Origin of the sequence: Leptospira noumeaensis, from assembly GCF_004770765.1 — a bacterium.
GTDB lineage: Bacteria > Spirochaetota > Leptospiria > Leptospirales > Leptospiraceae > Leptospira_A > Leptospira_A noumeaensis.
Map to the genome: position 1 here is coordinate 42,972 of NZ_RQFK01000011.1, position 16,555 is coordinate 59,526.

13 protein-coding genes are annotated in these 16,555 nt (G+C 37.5%); 9 read left to right on the forward strand and 4 right to left on the reverse strand.

What is annotated here, in order from left to right:
• Window positions 1–9: 9 nt before the first annotated feature.
• The gene (locus EHQ24_RS03335; RefSeq protein WP_020777405.1) at window positions 10–333 is read right to left on the reverse strand and encodes an STAS domain-containing protein; all 324 of its coding nucleotides are present in this window, start codon (window positions 331–333) and stop codon (window positions 10–12) included.
• A 396-nt stretch (window positions 334–729) separates the two neighbouring features.
• On the opposite strand from EHQ24_RS03335, the gene EHQ24_RS03345 reads away from it, so the two are divergent.
• Window positions 730–2,841 (forward strand): putative bifunctional diguanylate cyclase/phosphodiesterase, encoded by a 2,112-nt coding sequence (locus EHQ24_RS03345; protein WP_135600289.1) that lies wholly within the window; start codon window positions 730–732, stop codon window positions 2,839–2,841.
• Entirely contained in the window at window positions 2,838–3,614 is a 777-nt protein-coding gene (locus EHQ24_RS03350; RefSeq protein WP_135600290.1) for a M48 family metallopeptidase, read from the forward strand. The genes EHQ24_RS03345 and EHQ24_RS03350 overlap by 4 nt, the downstream gene beginning before the upstream one ends.
• 8 nt (window positions 3,615–3,622) lie before the next feature.
• Here the strand turns inward: EHQ24_RS03350 and EHQ24_RS03355 are convergent, their stop codons facing one another.
• On the reverse strand, window positions 3,623–4,168 hold the full coding sequence (locus EHQ24_RS03355) for an MORN repeat-containing protein (protein WP_135600291.1): 546 nt from the start codon (window positions 4,166–4,168) through the stop codon (window positions 3,623–3,625).
• A 46-nt stretch (window positions 4,169–4,214) separates the two neighbouring features.
• Complete coding sequence (locus EHQ24_RS03360; RefSeq protein WP_135600292.1) at window positions 4,215–6,221, reverse strand: ATP-dependent helicase; 2,007 nt, start codon at window positions 6,219–6,221, stop codon at window positions 4,215–4,217.
• 79 nt (window positions 6,222–6,300) lie between these two features.
• On the opposite strand from EHQ24_RS03360, the gene EHQ24_RS03365 reads away from it, so the two are divergent.
• Complete coding sequence (locus tag EHQ24_RS03365; RefSeq protein ID WP_135600293.1) at window positions 6,301–7,392, forward strand: response regulator; 1,092 nt, start codon at window positions 6,301–6,303, stop codon at window positions 7,390–7,392.
• A 7-nt stretch (window positions 7,393–7,399) separates the two neighbouring features.
• Here EHQ24_RS03365 and EHQ24_RS03370 read toward each other — a convergent pair whose 3' ends face one another.
• The gene (locus EHQ24_RS03370) at window positions 7,400–7,750 is read right to left on the reverse strand and encodes a hypothetical protein (RefSeq protein WP_135600294.1); all 351 of its coding nucleotides are present in this window, start codon (window positions 7,748–7,750) and stop codon (window positions 7,400–7,402) included.
• Window positions 7,751–7,974: 224 nt separating this feature from the next.
• On the opposite strand from EHQ24_RS03370, the gene EHQ24_RS03375 reads away from it, so the two are divergent.
• Genes EHQ24_RS03375 through EHQ24_RS03400 form a run of 6 tightly spaced genes read left to right on the forward strand, consistent with a single transcriptional unit; the run spans window position 7,975 to window position 16,552 of the window.
• A complete protein-coding gene (locus EHQ24_RS03375) occupies window positions 7,975–10,881 on the forward strand; it encodes an LPS-assembly protein LptD (protein ID WP_135600738.1) in 2,907 nt (968 codons plus the stop codon).
• 14 nt (window positions 10,882–10,895) lie between these two features.
• Window positions 10,896–12,296, forward strand: a complete 1,401-nt coding sequence (locus EHQ24_RS03380; RefSeq protein WP_135600295.1) for an undecaprenyl-phosphate glucose phosphotransferase — start codon at window positions 10,896–10,898, stop codon at window positions 12,294–12,296.
• A 9-nt stretch (window positions 12,297–12,305) separates the two neighbouring features.
• Entirely contained in the window at window positions 12,306–12,590 is a 285-nt protein-coding gene (gatC, locus tag EHQ24_RS03385) for an Asp-tRNA(Asn)/Glu-tRNA(Gln) amidotransferase subunit GatC (protein ID WP_135600296.1), read from the forward strand.
• Window positions 12,587–14,053, forward strand: a complete 1,467-nt coding sequence (gatA, locus tag EHQ24_RS03390) for an Asp-tRNA(Asn)/Glu-tRNA(Gln) amidotransferase subunit GatA (protein WP_135600297.1) — start codon at window positions 12,587–12,589, stop codon at window positions 14,051–14,053. Before gatC ends, gatA begins: the two co-directional genes overlap by 4 nt.
• Before the next feature lies 1 nt (window position 14,054).
• Window positions 14,055–14,822 carry an imidazole glycerol phosphate synthase subunit HisF gene (gene hisF / locus EHQ24_RS03395; protein ID WP_135600298.1) on the forward strand — a complete coding sequence of 256 codons (768 nt, stop codon included), beginning with the start codon at window positions 14,055–14,057 and terminating at the stop codon, window positions 14,820–14,822.
• Complete coding sequence (locus tag EHQ24_RS03400; RefSeq protein ID WP_135600299.1) at window positions 14,819–16,552, forward strand: sodium:solute symporter family protein; 1,734 nt, start codon at window positions 14,819–14,821, stop codon at window positions 16,550–16,552. The genes hisF and EHQ24_RS03400 overlap by 4 nt, the downstream gene beginning before the upstream one ends.
• Window positions 16,553–16,555 lie beyond the last annotated feature (3 nt).

The following is a 16,555-nucleotide window of genomic DNA, read 5'->3' on the forward strand; positions in this document are numbered from 1 at the left end:
AAAGAGGGATTACGGAAGTTCCGCTTCTCCGCCAAGAATTGTAAAAAATTTGTCCAAACTGGATAATTTCAAAATGACCATCACATCTTGGCTCACATTTAAGAGGAAAAACTGACCTTCCTCTGATTTGAGTTTCTTTTGGAGGTTCGCAAGCAGCGCAATTCCGGAAGAATCCAATAGTTTGATGTTGACCATGTCAATCGCTACCGATTCTGCACCGTCATCGATGATTTTGTGGAGTTCTTTTTTTAATGCGGGTGCAGAATAAATATCGAGGGAACCCTCTAGAGTAACAACTGTATGATTTTTAACTTGTTTTGTTGTGAAATTCATTGAACTTCCTACTGGCACGTATACAATCTGTTTACTTGCCAATTTTGTAAAGAATTTTTGTAGAAACTAATTCTTTCGAATGTTTTGCCATTTTGATTAGAAAAAACCCTAGTTTTGAAGCTTTTTTAAAACTAAGGTGATGGCTTGGTTGAATCCATCATAACCACCTTTGTCGTAGTCATTCAGTCCTTTATAATCCAAATCGCTCATATCCAAGAGTAATTTACGTAACTCATGCTCTAAATATTCTTTTCTGATATAGCAAGTTTCGAATGTTTTAGGATGCATGCTCTATATCCGACGAATTTTCTAATGAATTTTGAATCATTTTTAGGTTGAGATTTTAGGAAAAATACGAATTCTTAGTGGGAGAGATAAGCCACACCGGCAAAAATAATGGGCAGTCCAATCAGCGTTCTAATACTCGAAAACGATTCTAATAGTGTATTTGATCTCGTAAGAGAAATGAAGGCGGGCGGCCTAAGCCCACTATATAGAGTTGTGGAATCCTTCCCATCATGGGAAACTACAGTCCATGAAGAAGATTGGGATGCCATCATCTGTAGCACAAGAAAACCTTTTCATTCTGAAATTCCTATATATTTACAATATCTAAATGACAAAAAGTTAGATATCCCGGTGATTCTACTGAGTGATTCTGATGAATTTACGAAGAACCTAAGTTATATGAAGTCAGGGGTTAATGATATCATTGATCGCAAAAACCTTCTTCGTTTAACAGAGGTTCTAGAAAGAGAAAGAAGGGAACTTGTCTACAGAAAAGAAAAAAACACTACAGAAACTTTCCTATACCAGTCCTTAAAAGAAATCCAACTCCAAAAATTTGCGTTAGACCAAGCCAATATTGTCTCCATCACAGATGCCAATGGCATCATAACTTATGTGAATGAAGCCTTTACTAAGGTAACAGGTTTTAGTGCCCCGGAACTCATTGGCCAAAATCACAGAATCCTGAAGTCACCAGATAAAACAAAAGAGGATTGGACAAAAATCTGGGAGATCATTCAAAAAGGAAATGTTTGGCGAGGAGAAATTAGGAATATCAAAAAAGACGGTGGTGACTACTGGGCAGATACAACCATCGTTCCTTTCACCGGACAAGACAAATCCGTATTCCAATACATTGCCATTCATCATGACATTACTGATAGAAAACTCGCAGAACAACAACTAACACATGATGCATTCTATGATAACCTAACAGGATTACCAAATAGAGCTCTGTTTCTAGCAAGGATTGAACAAAAAATCTTTGCTTATAATATGAAAGATACGGGATACCCAATTTTATTCTGTATCAATATTGATAACTTCAAACGGATCAACCATTCATTAGGAAACGAAGCAGGTGACCAAGTACTTCAAATTTTTGCAAAACGACTCAAACAATTTTCTGATTCTGATGCCATCATCACAAGGATGGGAGCTGATAATTTTGCCATTTTACTCACTCATATCCTATCCATTGATGAAGGTGTTAATTTTGCACAGAGACTACTAGAACGATTGGGAGATCCGATTCCTATCGGTGGTTATTCCATTTATTTAACAGCTTCTTCAGGAATTTCTGGGTTTGGACTGGGAGGAAAAGAAGCAGACGTACTTCTTAGAAATGCAGAAATCGCAATGTTTCATGCGAAGTCACAAAAAGTGGGAACTGTTTCCGTTTTTAACCAAGCGATGCAGGAAAAAATCCACTTCCAATTGGAAATCCAAAATGATTTAAAAAAAGCGTTAACACAAAATGAAATTTTTGTTTATTACCAACCTATTTTAGACATTAAAGAAAATAAAATAGGACACTGGGAGGCACTTGTTAGGTGGCGCCATCCCCAAAGAGGAATGGTTTCCCCAGGAGAATTTATTCCTCTAGCAGAAGACTCTGGTCTCATTGTACCCATTACCAAATTTGTTTTAGAAAGAGCCGCAGATATCATCGAGGAAGTTCAATTAAAACAAGGTCACCACATCTCCATTGCAGTGAACTTAAGTCCACAAGTGTTTTTTGATCAAAATATTTTTCATTGGATTGTTGATTTACACAATCGAAGAAACATTCCTTATACTTCTTTACAAGTAGAAATTACTGAAAGTTTGGCCATGAAAAATTTGTCAGAAACGGTTCCAATCCTTTCCAACTTAATTGATATTGGAGTGAAGGTAGCGTTGGATGATTTTGGGACTGGTTTTTCTTCCCTATCTTACTTAGAAAAGTTACCACTTTCCATTTTAAAGATTGATAAATCTTTTTTAAACAATGTGGAAGAAGGTTCGAAAGAAAGTTTTTTACTCGTATCCATTATCAATATGGCACATGACCTAGGTTATTCCGTTGTTGCTGAGGGAGTAGAGGAGTTGGAACAATTAGAACTTCTCAAATCGTTTCAATGTGATAAAATCCAAGGGTATTGGTTATCAAAACCAATTGGTAGCGAAGATATCATTCCATTTATTATTGACTTTAAATCAAAACAGGAAAAAAAATGATTCGAAACTTTTATCTTTTGTTAGCGGTAACTTTTCTAATCCACTGTAGCACTTCACCCACTGGTAGAAGGCAAATCATCCTCGTAAAAGATGGTGAAATGAATGAAATGGGGACGGATGCCTTTTCAGAGTTGAAAACTAAAACACCGATTGATTCGAGTGTTTCTGCCAATTCTTATGTAAACTGTATCGTATCTGCACAGTTAGCCGTCACCACCGATACAACCGGTGTGGAATCCTGGGAAGTTGTGGTTTTTAAGGATAACACACCAAATGCCTTTGCACTTCCTGGTGGAAAAATTGGAGTCCATACCGGAATGTTCTCTGTCGCTAAAAACAAAGACCAGCTAGCAGCTGTGATTGGGCATGAAATAGGTCACGTCATTGCAAGGCATGGAAATGAACGAGTATCCCAAAACCAATTGGCAGGTGGATCTGTGAAAATTTTGGAAAGTTTGGGTAAACCTACGGTTGCCGGGGCTTTAGGTATGGGAGCAAAATTTGGTGTTTTATTGCCATTTTCAAGAGAACACGAATCGGAAGCGGATTTGATTGGTCTGGAACTTATGGCGAAGTCTGGATTTGATCCTAGGGAGAGCGTCAACCTTTGGAAAAATATGAGTGCTCTTGGTGGTTCCAAACCAAACGAACTTTTGTCAACGCATCCATCGGATGCAACAAGAATGAAAAATTTAAATTCTGCTATGTCAAATGCAATGGTTTTATGGGAAAAAGCAAAGGCAGAAGGAAAACGTCCCAACTGCCACTTGTAAGGTGAGTTTTATTCGCAGAGAAGTTTTCTTCCTGCGATTTTACAATTTCTTGCCTTTCCATCATCTGTGAGAACACCGATTCCTTCTTGGCCATCAGAGGTAAAATCACCGGAAACAGACTTACCGTCTTTGAAACTATAAGTTCCTTTTCCATTGATTTGTCCGTTTTGGAATTCCCCTACGTATTTATCTCCGTTTTTGAAATTATACTCACCGGAACCCTGCTTTTTATCTTCCGAGTAAGTTCCATTGAACTTCTCACCATCAGAATAGACAAAATTTCCGGCCCCTTCACGGAGGTCGTTTTTAAAAGATCCGGTATAGATATCACCGTTATCGTAGACATATTTACCGATTCCGTTGACACAATCCCCTTCAATACAACCAAACTTTTTTCCACCTTTTTCAGGATCTTCTAAGTTGGCATTTCGTGAATTTGATTTTGTATCCGCGTTTGTTTGGTCGGCAACCTCTTTTGTGTCTTGCGAAGCACAAGCCACAAGTAGTGACAAAAGAAAAAGATTACAAACCAAAAGGCGAAAGGATAATTTCATACGTCCTCCAAATATGAATCTATGATAGGGAATCGTTTTTTAGAAATCAATTCAAAAAGTATCGTTGGATGTCCTGGAAGTGGTCGTTTTCTGGTTTCGGATTTATCTCTCGCGGTGTTTCTTCTTTATTTTGAGGGGAATCTTCATCAACCAATTCACTGAGATTAGATAAATCCGACAAAAATCGACTTACGGTTGTTAATTTATTTTTATCAGAAAAAACGGGAGAAGTCAAAAATAACCCTTGTTTGGCCCTTGTAATCGCAACATAAAACAATCTTCTTTCTTCTTCTAAGTCTTGGGTGGTTTTTACACGAGAACTAGGCAAACTTCCTTCAACCACCTGCATAGTAAAAACATATTCCCATTCCAGACCTTTGGCGGAATGAATGGTAGACAGTGTTAAAAACTCGTCTTCCTCTTTTTCTGGAACATTTGTATCCATTTTTTCTGTTGGATCAAGGGTTAAGTTTGCTAAATAATCAGACAAAATAGGAGAAGTTTTACTTAAAATTTTAAAAGACTCCAAATCCTGTTTTCTTCTATCAAAATCATCATACTCCTGTTCTAAAATAGGAAAATAATAAGAAAGCACATGTTCTACGATGGCCATACTATTTCCAAATTTTAAACAAACCTTTAGATTTTTGATTAAATTTTGAAACGATACTTTGGGAGAATCTGGAATTCCCAAAAAAAATGAAGATGAGGATTCAATTGATTCATACTGGAAGTGCCCTGATTCCAAATTTTTATAAAGAACTTGCGCATATTTTTTACCAATATTTTTTTCGAGTAATAAAACTCGATTCCAAGAAAGTATATCCCTTGGGTTTTCTATGATACGGAGGTAAGCAAGCATATCTTTTACATGTGCTAAATCTAAAAAACGTTTTCCTCCAAATTTACGAAAGGGTATGTTTTTGGCACTTAGTTTGACTTCAAGAAGATTAGAAATATATCCCGCACGAAAAAGGACAGACATTTTAGATAAAGGAATATCTTTTTCATACAACTCTAAAATTTGATCACAAATCCAATTTGCTTCTTCCTCAGATGATTCAAACTTTATGAGTTGGGGTTTTATTGGAATCATTTTGACTTGGGTCTGTTTAGTTTCGGCAACCAATTGTTTTTTATAGTTTTCTTTACTCTGTTCTAAAACGGCATTTGCCAAATCCAAAATAGTTTGTGTACTTCGATAATTCTTGGTTAGATGGATTGTTTTTGTGTTTGGGAAAATTTTAGGAAAATCCAACATATTATTCACATTGGCACCACGAAAACCATAAATACACTGAGCGTCATCGCCAACGACTAAGATGTTTCGGTGTTTGCTCGCAAGTAAACAAGCAATATGTGCTTGGATACGATTTGTATCCTGGTATTCATCTACTAAAATATATTGATACTGCAATCCGATTCGTTCGCGAATGGATTCTTGTTCCATCAAAATCTTTCTTGTGAAGTCTAATAAATCATCAAAGTCTAAAGAGTTATGTTTTAGTTTAAGTTCTGTAAATTTGTTTTTGATTTCCTGGATTTCTTTTATCAGCCCAAGAAACATAGGATAATCTTTTTGAATTACCTTTTCTAAAGAAATTTGTAAGTTAAAACAGGCAGAAAACATTTCTGCTAAAGTTTCCTTTTTGGGAAATCTGACTTTTGAATCCTTGGAGACAATTTGATCCCTTGCCATTCCCACAAAACTTACGGAATCATCTTCATCCAAAATGGTAAAATTGGCATTCAGGGAAACAGCTAGGGAATATTTACGAAGGAATTTGTGGCAAAAGGAATGGAATGTACCACCTTGTACGGAAAACATTCTCGAATCAAGAAGGCCACTCGCACGACTGATCATTTCTTTTGCAGCCCTTCTCGTAAAGGTAAGAAGGAGGAGGGAACTAGGATCGACTCCCGCCTGAACGAGAGCTGCCAATTTATGAACAATTGTGTTTGTTTTTCCGGTTCCAGCTCCAGCGACCACTAAGATGGGGCCAGGAGGGGACAGAATGACTGCCTTTTGGGCCTCGTTTAAATCCTCACTCACAATACAGAGATTTGTTGTATGGATTCTGTTGACAAACTCTAATTATTCTATTTGATAGAGGAACCCGGTTTTAGAAAATATGACAGCAGTTGTGGGATCAGATAAAGAAACAGACGTTAAAAGAATCCTTGTCGTTGAGGATGAGAGGATCATTGCTATCAATATTTGTTCCACTCTGAAACAATATGGATATAATGCCACTTATGTTTCAGATGCAAACGATGCCATCGAACATATCGAAAATGAACATTTTGATTTGGTTCTTATGGATATTATGTTAAACGGTCCCATGGATGGAATCGAAATTGCTGCCATTATTAAAAAAACAAAAGAAATACCTGTTATCTACTTAACTGCTTATTCGGATGAAGCAACAATCAATAGGGCCAAAGCCACAGAGCCATTTGGATATTTAATTAAACCGTTTAACAGCCGTGATTTGTATATTTCTGTGGAGATGGCTATTTATAAATCACAAGTCCAAAAACACATTCGCAATGTGGAGAGTAGGCTTGCGGAAAATCAAAAATGGGAAACCATTGCTCTTGTAGCTTCAGGAATTTCACATGAAGTGAATAACCCACTCACATCCATTTTGAATTTAGCAGACTTAATTGCACTGGAAGCAAAAAAATTAGGAAACCAGTCTTTACAAGACAAATCCGCTAAAATTGCAGAAGAATCGGATCGAATTGCTAAAATCATAAAAAACCTAGTTTCCTATTCCCAATCCACTTCCTCACAATGGAACTATTCCAACTTGGGAAGTATCGCGAATGACACTCGTTCTTTCCTCCACCAATACTTTTTAAAAGAAGGAATCCAGTGTGAAATTGAACTAGGGGATGTTCCTTTAGCCTATTGCCAACCTCAGAAAATCAAACAAGTCCTATTGAATCTAATACAAGATGCTAGGGTTCGAGTCAATACCAGAGAAGATACAATTGGTAGAAAAATAACTGTCATTTTAAAACAAGCGGAAGAAGAGGGAACTAGCCACATCCTGATTCAAATCAAAGACAATGGGTCGGAGGATTTGATGAAGGGAATTTCACAAATGAACTCTCTCGAAGTCACAAAAAGTATCATCACAGAACATAAAGGAAAAATGTACCGAGACGAAAGTCTATCGTCTTGGTTTTTTACCTTACCCATCATCAAGCCACTATAACAGTGGTTTAATGTTTTCCCAAAACTAGTGGTTTGGAAAAACGGGGTGCCTCTTCTAGTAATTTAAAAAATAAATCGATCCGACTGGAGTGTAACATCCAATTGTCTTCCAAAAATAGGCCAGCGAGAAAAAAATTAAAATCTTTATAATATGAAAACGAAGTCTGCGGATTTTTTGTGAAGTCAAGAAGGATGGCCAAGGCCAAACGATTGGCACTTTCGTCTGGGCCAAACCCTTCCATAGGAATTTGAATCGAAGGTTCAGGAACCAGGAAGTTATGTTCGATGTTTCCCTCTTTGACTTTGAGATTGTAACGCAAAGTGCCAGGAACACGTTCCCCAGAGTAGGTTTTTGCCATTCAAAACTCCCTGATGCCCAAAGTTTGAGCCATTTGATTATGTCCATTACAGGAATAGTTAAGCAACCTCTTTTTCGGGTAAAATACAAGATTCTGGATCGAAATTCGTCCTGGTTTTCCATTGATTTTTTCGACCGGTGTAAAACTCTCGTTCTATACTTTCAAAGCCCGCTGTGCAAAAATCCATTCGTTTCCTTATATTATTTTATGGTTTTCTCTTCGGAATGGAAATTCTGGCGCAGGATATCAATGGGATCAAACTCCTATTTCCCGAGGCCCAAGGATCTGGGAAAAATTCACAAGACGAAGAAAAAAAACAAACAACCGCCCAAGTCCAAAGAGGACTGGTTCGCAAATCAGTGGATGCCATGTCGGATCGCGAGGTGGAAGACAACCTTCGTAATTTAGGACTGAGTCCTTCTGGAACTATTTATACAAAACGAGAAAGACTGAGAGAAGCTCTTGTTCCCGAAGAGGAACAAACGTTAACACCCGAATCATTACTCAATTCGCAACCCAAAAAAGGGCCTCCCATCCAAATTCAAAATGCAGCAGAAGGCCAATTATTAAATATCGATAAAACCAAAGGTGGTGTTCTTGTTCTTCGGGGAAAAGTTCGTTTAAAAATCAAATCGGGTGAACTGGTTGCAGACTCCGTTTCCATTGATGCGACTAGACAAGAAATTTATGCAGAGGGTGGAGTGGAATACAAAGACGGTAATGCCAAAGTCAATGGCGACCGAATGATTTATGATTTAAAAATCAATCAAGGCGTAGTTTATAATTCCAAACTCAGCATGTTCCCATCTCACTTTATTGGGCAAAAATTAAAACGTTTGGATGAAAAAAGATACCTTTTAGAGATGGGATACTTTACTGCTTGTAATGCGGAACTACCCCATGAATCCTTTCAAGCCTCGAAAATTTTCATTCATGATGATAAGTCAGTCGTAGCCTACAGTGTTTCCTACAAAGTAGGTGGAACTTATATGGCTTGGCTTCCATTTTTATATAATTCCGAATCAGGGAATGGAGTCACAACACAAATAGGTAAAAACAATACCCAAGGTTGGTTTTGGCAAAACTCATACCAATGGTCTGATTCTTATCCCAATAGTATCTTTCTAGCAAACGGTTATAAATTTAGATTTGATATGTATGAAAAAACGGGACAAGCGGCTCAGTTAGAAATGTGGAAATTATCCCCATTTTTAAATTACAATATTAATCTTGGTTATGCAAATTATAAAAATAACGCAATCACACCTGTTTACGAAGATCGTTTTAAAGATTATGGAATTGGGAATGTAGCCACCACAAATAATGTAGATCGCGGAGAGTTGTTTCCTAATACAAACTTACCATACCGCAATACGGGCGTTAACTATGACCCATGGTGGAAAACCGACATTCGTTTGAATGCTAAATTCAACGACTTTGCAAAAGACTATACAAGAAACGTGCAGTTACAATACGAAAACTATAGTAATCGAAATTTTGATTATGAATTTGGAAACAGATACCAACCATCCAATTCATTACAGTCACTTTACACATACCGAGATGTAAGGTTTGGACTCATCCGTAATTTACTGAACTGGAACTTAAGTTATACAGAAAACCGAGGAGATTTGAGTGTTGGATTTGCAATGAGCAGAACTCTGGTTTATCAAATCCAAGCTAACCAGTACTTTGCGGCGCAAGATACATTACCTGCGGTAACCATTAGAAACTCAAGTAATATCGGACTTGTTCCTGGAACTAGTAGTCCAATCTATTGGGACTTACTTTTTCAAACCAATATCAATCGTATTTACGGCGTTCCCCAACAAAAAACCAATCCAACAACAGGGGTGGTGGATCCAAGAAGCCAATACCAAGATTTTGTTTTACGCTCACAAACCAACGTAATTGGGGAAACGGGATTTCGTTCTCCCATTGCTATGGGTGCTTATATGTCCTTTACACCTTCGGTTTATGTAGGTGCCACCAAACAAACTGTGGAATACCCCGGTTCTGGAAATGAATTAAATAGTCCGGATCGGGACATTAACAAGGCTTATGCAACCATGTTAAAACAACAATCCTACCAGTATGTCCGTCAGGCACACACTGTAAGAATGGGAATTCCGGAAATATTTTTATCCACAACATACCGTCGTTTAGATGCCGACAAAGCAGAGGCAAAAGATCCAATCCTTGGGAATTTGCGTCAACATGAAGCTGAATTTGCCTTAGAAAGTTATGCTCTGAATGATTGGGATGTTTCTGTAAGAACCATCCGTGATTTACGACAATTTTCTTCTGCTTACAATCCTGGACTTACCAATATGCAGAGATGGTATTATACTGTTGTGAGAATAGGTGGATTTTTTGATTTTGTAGACGGATTTACAACGCGAAGACCAAGTCTTCTAGAGAGAAAACGAAATTTTTATTCTGGTGTATTTATTAACAATGATTACGTCCACCACACTCCGCAAAACCGCTCGCTTTCCAATAACTTAACAGTTTCGTATAAAATGGGTGGATTTTCTTGGCCTATCATTCGAGCCTTTCGTAGTTTAGAAATTGGATCTACTTGGTATCATGTTTACAAAGATACGTATTTAGACAGTTATCGATTTTTCTTTAAAACAGATGTAAAAGTCACAAGGTATTCTGGACTGGAATTAGAACTCGACTCCCGAGTCACAGAACCTTGGCGTTTGACTGCCCTGGCACAAGGGCAATTTTATGCAATGAATACAAGTCCCGAATTGTATACTTCACAAACAGGAACTAACTATGACCAAACGACTATTTGGGAAGATTTAGCAGCGGGAACTGGGGCTCAAGGTCAAACACAAAGACAAAAAACTGTTTTTAATATCAACCGCTTTATGATGACTTTAAAATTAGATCTCCATAACTGGGAATATCGTTTAGGTTACAGTATGAACTTACGAGCGCTACCAGGAGGTCTTACTTTGAACAACCAATTGACTTTTTACGACCAATCAGTATACTTTTCAGTAAACTTAACCAACTTCAGTTTTGGAGATTCTGCTTCGGCACAGGCGACTCGTGTTCGATTGTATAGATTCCGAAAACGTCCTCTTGATGGAACGTCCACTGACTTAACGGAATAACTTTAGAGCTTAAAATGTTAAAAGAAAGAAGCCAATCCTTCAAACTGCTTTTCCTAGTGACAGACTTTTTCATTGCGCTTACAAGTTTTGTCATAGCCTATGTGATTCGTTATTATCTATCTCCTGATTCTACATTTCAAATCCAAACAATCGAACCTTTTAACTATTTGATTTTAGGGGTTGTGCTTGGTTTTTCACAAGTTTTGGCATTTCTATCGATTGATTTATACCATCCAAGAAGGGGTTTATCATTTTCAGATGAACTCTTTGCCATCATCACTGGAGTCATCTTAAACTTACTTGTAGTGTTATCTCTATTATTCTTCTTTCGAGGGGAAAGTTTTTCCAGGCTTGTGATTGGTTACTTTGCAGTTTGTACAGTAATTCTTACTTCTTTTTCTCACTTTGTATTACGATCTTTGATGCAGTATTTACGAAGCAAAGGGTTCAATCTAAAATCGGTTCTCATTATTGGAACAGGTAAGTCTGCTAGTAACTTCTCAGAAACTCTTAGGAGACATTCCATTTACGGCTATACGGTCAAAGGATTTGTTGCTGGGAAAAAGAATTTATCTTCTAAAAAACTTCATACTGTCACCACGACAGGAAAATTGGAGTCTTATGTAGAAGAAAACAATATCGATCTAATTGTTTATGCACTTTCCCACGAAGAAGGAGATTCCTTAAAAGAAGTTATAGACATTGCTGACTTTCATGGAATCGATTTAAAGGTAATTCCTAGTTACGAAGAAATCGTCACTGCCAAGGGAAGAGTGGAAGTATTAGATGGAATCCCAATCATTTCCATTCGCAACATCCCGCTACGATTGGGATATAATTTAGTTCTCAAAAGAAGTTTTGATATTCTATTTTCTCTATTTTTTATCCTGCTTTTTAGCCCCTTTTATCTTTTGATTGCCTTACTTGTAAAATTAACAAGTAAGGGGCCTGTTTTTTACAAACAAGAACGTGTGGGTTTAGACAACAAAGTATTTGGAATGATTAAATTTCGATCCATGGTTGTTCAGGCTAAAGAAAAATCAGATACACTTTGGACTGTAAAAGATGACCCACGTGTCACTGCCGTTGGGGCCGTATTACGAAAGTTATCTTTAGATGAAACACCACAGTTTTTTAATGTATTACTCGGGGACATGTCTGTTGTGGGGCCAAGACCAGAACGTCCTTTTTATGTAGAAAAATTTAGAAACGAACACCAACAATATATGAGACGCCATGCAGCAAAAGCGGGAATTACAGGTTGGGCACAGGTGCAAGGTTTTCGTGGAGACACTTCCATCGAAAAACGCATCGAAGCAGATATTTTTTATATCGAAAACTGGTCACTCCTTCTGGATATCAAAATCATTTTACTCACACCCCTAAAAACAATTATAGATAGGAACGCATACTGAGGAAAACTTATGGATGAAAAAGAATTAAAAAACATTGCCCACTTGGCAAAACTGAACATTGAAGAAAAGGAAGTTTCCTCTATGTTAGGTGATTTTTCTCGGATTGTACAATACGTGGACGAAATCAAAAACCTTGATACGTCTAGTGTAGGTGATGATGAAATTTATGAACAAATCTTTTATGAACTAAGAAAAGACTTAGCTGAAAACGGTTTAAAAAGAGATGATTTAGCAAAAATTGCACCATCCTATGAAAATGGATATGTTGTGGTTCCCAAGGTAATTGAAACATGAAAGATTTAATATTTCTAACTTATTCCGAAATCAAATCCCAACTTAATGATGGTTCTTTAAAATCAAAAGATTTGGTTTCTGCTTATCTCAAACGAATCGAAGGTGTTGATTCAAAAGTAAAAGCATTCCTGGAAGTAAACAAAGATCACATCCTAAAACAAGCTGAAGAAAGTGATAGTAGAAGAAAGTCTGGAAAATTACTTTCTGAATTTGATGGAATTCCCATTGGAATTAAAGACAATATTTGTATCACAGGCGAAATTACATCTTGTTCATCAAAAATTTTAGAAAATTTTCGTTCCCCCTATGATGCATCCGTAATCCAAAAACTAAAAAACAAAGGTTTTGTTTTATTTCCAAGACTCAATATGGATGAATTTGCCATGGGGTCTTCAACAGAAAATAGTGCATTCCAAACTACCAAAAATCCATTTGATACAACTCGCATTCCTGGAGGATCTAGCGGTGGTTCGGCGGCGGCAGTAGCAGCATCGATGTTACCAGTTTCTCTAGGTTCTGATACTGGGGGATCCATTCGCCAACCGGCTTCTCTTTGCGGAATTTGGGGTTTAAAACCTACTTACGGACGTGTGTCTCGGTATGGACTCATTGCGTATGCATCAAGCCTTGACCAAATTGGTCCTTTTTCCAATGATTTACAAGGGATTGCTGATTTATTAGAAATCATTTCAGGTCTTGATCAGAAAGACCAAACCACAGCCAAAGTCAATCCATTTGAAGCCAATTCGGTTTCCACTGTTGATTGGAAAGGCAAACGAATCGGTGTGATGAAATCAGAAGAGTTTAATTTCTCACCAGATGTAAACAAACGTTATACGGATCTTTTAAAAGAATTAGAATCCAAAGGAGCCACCTTAGTTCCCCTTGATTTTTCACTCCTAAAATATGCAATTCCCGTTTATTATTTAATTGCTACTGCGGAATGTTCTTCGAACCTCAGCCGGTTTGATGGAATTCGTTACGGATTACGTAAGGAAGGAAGTGGAAAATTGGATGATCTGTATTCTGAATCCAGAACCCAAGGTTTTGGCCCTGAAGTCAAACGCCGAATTTTACTCGGAACTTTTTCATTAAGTTCAGGTTATTACGATGCTTATTACGGAAAAGCCCAGAAAGCACGAGTTCTCATCCGCAAACAATATGCAGAATTTTTTAAGTCGGTTGATATCATTTTCCAACCTACATCACCTACAACAGCATTCAAGGTAGGTGAAAAAACTAAAGATCCAATCCAAATGTACCAAGCAGATATCCTAACCACTTCTGTCAATTTAGCAGGAGTTCCTGCTATCAGTTGTCCTGCTGGTCTGGATTCTGCTGGACTTCCGATTGGATTACAAATCACTTCCTCACACTTTGATGAATCAAAACTTTTAAGTTATGCAAAATCTGTTTCTGAATTAGAAATTACAAAATTGCCACTTCCAAACGAGATCACTTAAAATGGATGAACTAACTAAAAGAGTCATTCCTTGTTTGGATATCAAAGGAGGAAGGGTAGTCAAAGGTGTTCAATTTGTAAATTTAATTGATGCTGGAGATCCTGTCTCTTGTGCTGTTGCCTATGAAGAAAACAAAGCCGATGAACTTTGTTTCTTAGATATCACAGCTTCTTCCGACAAAAGGGACATTCTTTTAAATTTAGTAGAACAAGTTGCCAATAAACTCTTTATCCCTTTTACAGTTGGTGGAGGGATTCGTACCATAGAAGATGTAAAAGCAGTATTAAACAAAGGTGCAGATAAAGTTTCTATCAATACCAGTGCCTTTCAAAATCCGAAACTACTCAAAGATTCCAGTGAAATTTATGGATCACAATGTATTGTTTGTGCGATCGATGTTAAATTCCATCCAGAAAGAAAAAGGTACGAAGTGTACTTAAATGGTGGTCGGTTGGAAACAGGAAGAGATGCACTCGATTGGGGAAAAGAAGCCTTTGAGATGGGAGCAGGCGAAATCCTATTAACATCTATGGACAAAGATGGAACCAAAGACGGATTTGATATCACACTCATGAAATCCTTTACCTCCAATCTTTCCATTCCCATCATTGCCTCTGGTGGTGCAGGAAATCCTGAACATATGGCGGAAGTCATTTTACGTGGTGGGGCAGATGCTGTGCTTGCAGCGTCCATTTTTCACTTTGGAGAATTTTCCATCCAAGAGACCAAACAAACCATGAAAGAGATGGGAATCAAAGTGAGACTATGATTCCTTTCCACATTTTTGATACCTTACTATTTTTATTCCCCTTTGTAGTCATTTTATTCCTTCTCCTTCGTTTTCGTTCAAAACAAAAATCCACAAAAGAATATTTCCAGGCCGAAGGGAGTTTGTCTTGGTTCGTCGCAGGAACTGCGATGGTGGCCACAACATTTGCTGCTGATACACCTCTTGCTGTAACAGAGATCATAAGAGGTCAAGGAATTGCTGGAAACTGGATCTGGTGGTATATGGCAGTGGGTGGATTTGTTACCGTATTTTTCTTTTCCAAACTTTGGAAACGTTCGGGTGCTTCTACAGATTTAGAACTCATAGGCCTTAGATACAGTGGAAAAGAAGCCAATTTCCTACGCGGAATCAAAGCCTTTGTCATTGGTTTTTTACTAAATCTAGTCATCCTGGGTTGGGTCAACCTTGCGATGTTAAAAATAATTCCTGTATTTTTTCCAGAATGGACTCCATCTCATATACTCATCTACTTATTGTTATTTGGTGTTTTTTATACATCGATCGCAGGACTTCGTGGGATTTCTTACATTGATGTTTTCCAATTTTTTTTAGCATGGATTGGTTGTATCCTCTTTGCTTATTTTGCAGTCAACTTACCATCCATTGGCGGACTCGATGGTCTAAGATCCAAACTTGACAGTAGTAAAATTTTATTTTTTCCCAACGGAAGTTCCGGAACACTCCCTTGGGATCATTTTTTAATCTTACTAACAGTCCTTTGGTGGTCGAGCTGGTATCCTGGATCTGAACCAGGCGGTGGGGGATATATTGCTCAAAGAATCCTTGCCACTAAAAATGAAAATGCTGCGCTCAAAGGTTCTCTTTGGTTTGTGATAGCTCATTATTTTGTTCGTCCTTGGCCTTGGATTCTAGTCGCCCTTGTTTCCGTAATTCTTTATCCAAATTTGTCGGATAAAGAAAGTGGCAAAGGGTTCCTTATGGTTTTACAAGAGGGAATGCCTAAAGGAATGTTTGGACTCATGCTCAGTGCCTTTCTGGCAGCCTATCTTTCCACTCTAGCCACTCATTTAAATTGGGGTGCTTCTTATTTAGTCAACGACCTTTGGAAACCAATGGTACAACCAGGAAAACCTGACTCCTATTATTTAAAAGTATCGTATACAGTTCAAATCATAACAGCCGTTTGTTCCTTTTTTCTTGCCGTTTTTGGAATGGAAACCATCAAAGGGGCTTGGGTATTTTTACTCGAAGCATCCTCTGGGATTGGATTTATCTTAATTGCAAGGTGGTTTTTTTGGAGGATCTCTGCTTGGACTGAAATTTTAGCTTTTATACTTTCACCTTTGTTGTATTTACTTTTCTCTATTTACTTAAAGATAGAATTTCCTTATTCGATTCTTTATACAGCGGTTTCTTCGGCTGTTTTACTCATCCTTTCCACCTATATATTTCCAAATACAAGTAGTGAAATCTTACTTCAATTTTACGCTAAAACCAAACCGCCATTTTTTTTCTGGAAAGGACTCTTTCAAAAAGAGAATCAAACACAAATCATATATCCCAACAGGTTGAATGTATCTTTACTTGGTACTCTTTCCGGATTGTCGTTTGTGTTTGGTGGATTGTATTTTATCCAATGTTTCATGTGGAAGGATGGAGAAATTTTGATTGGACTTCTCTTTTTTCTATTAGGACTTCTTGGACTTTACCTATCACTTCGTTCCTTACAAAATAGATCTGAAATGTAAATT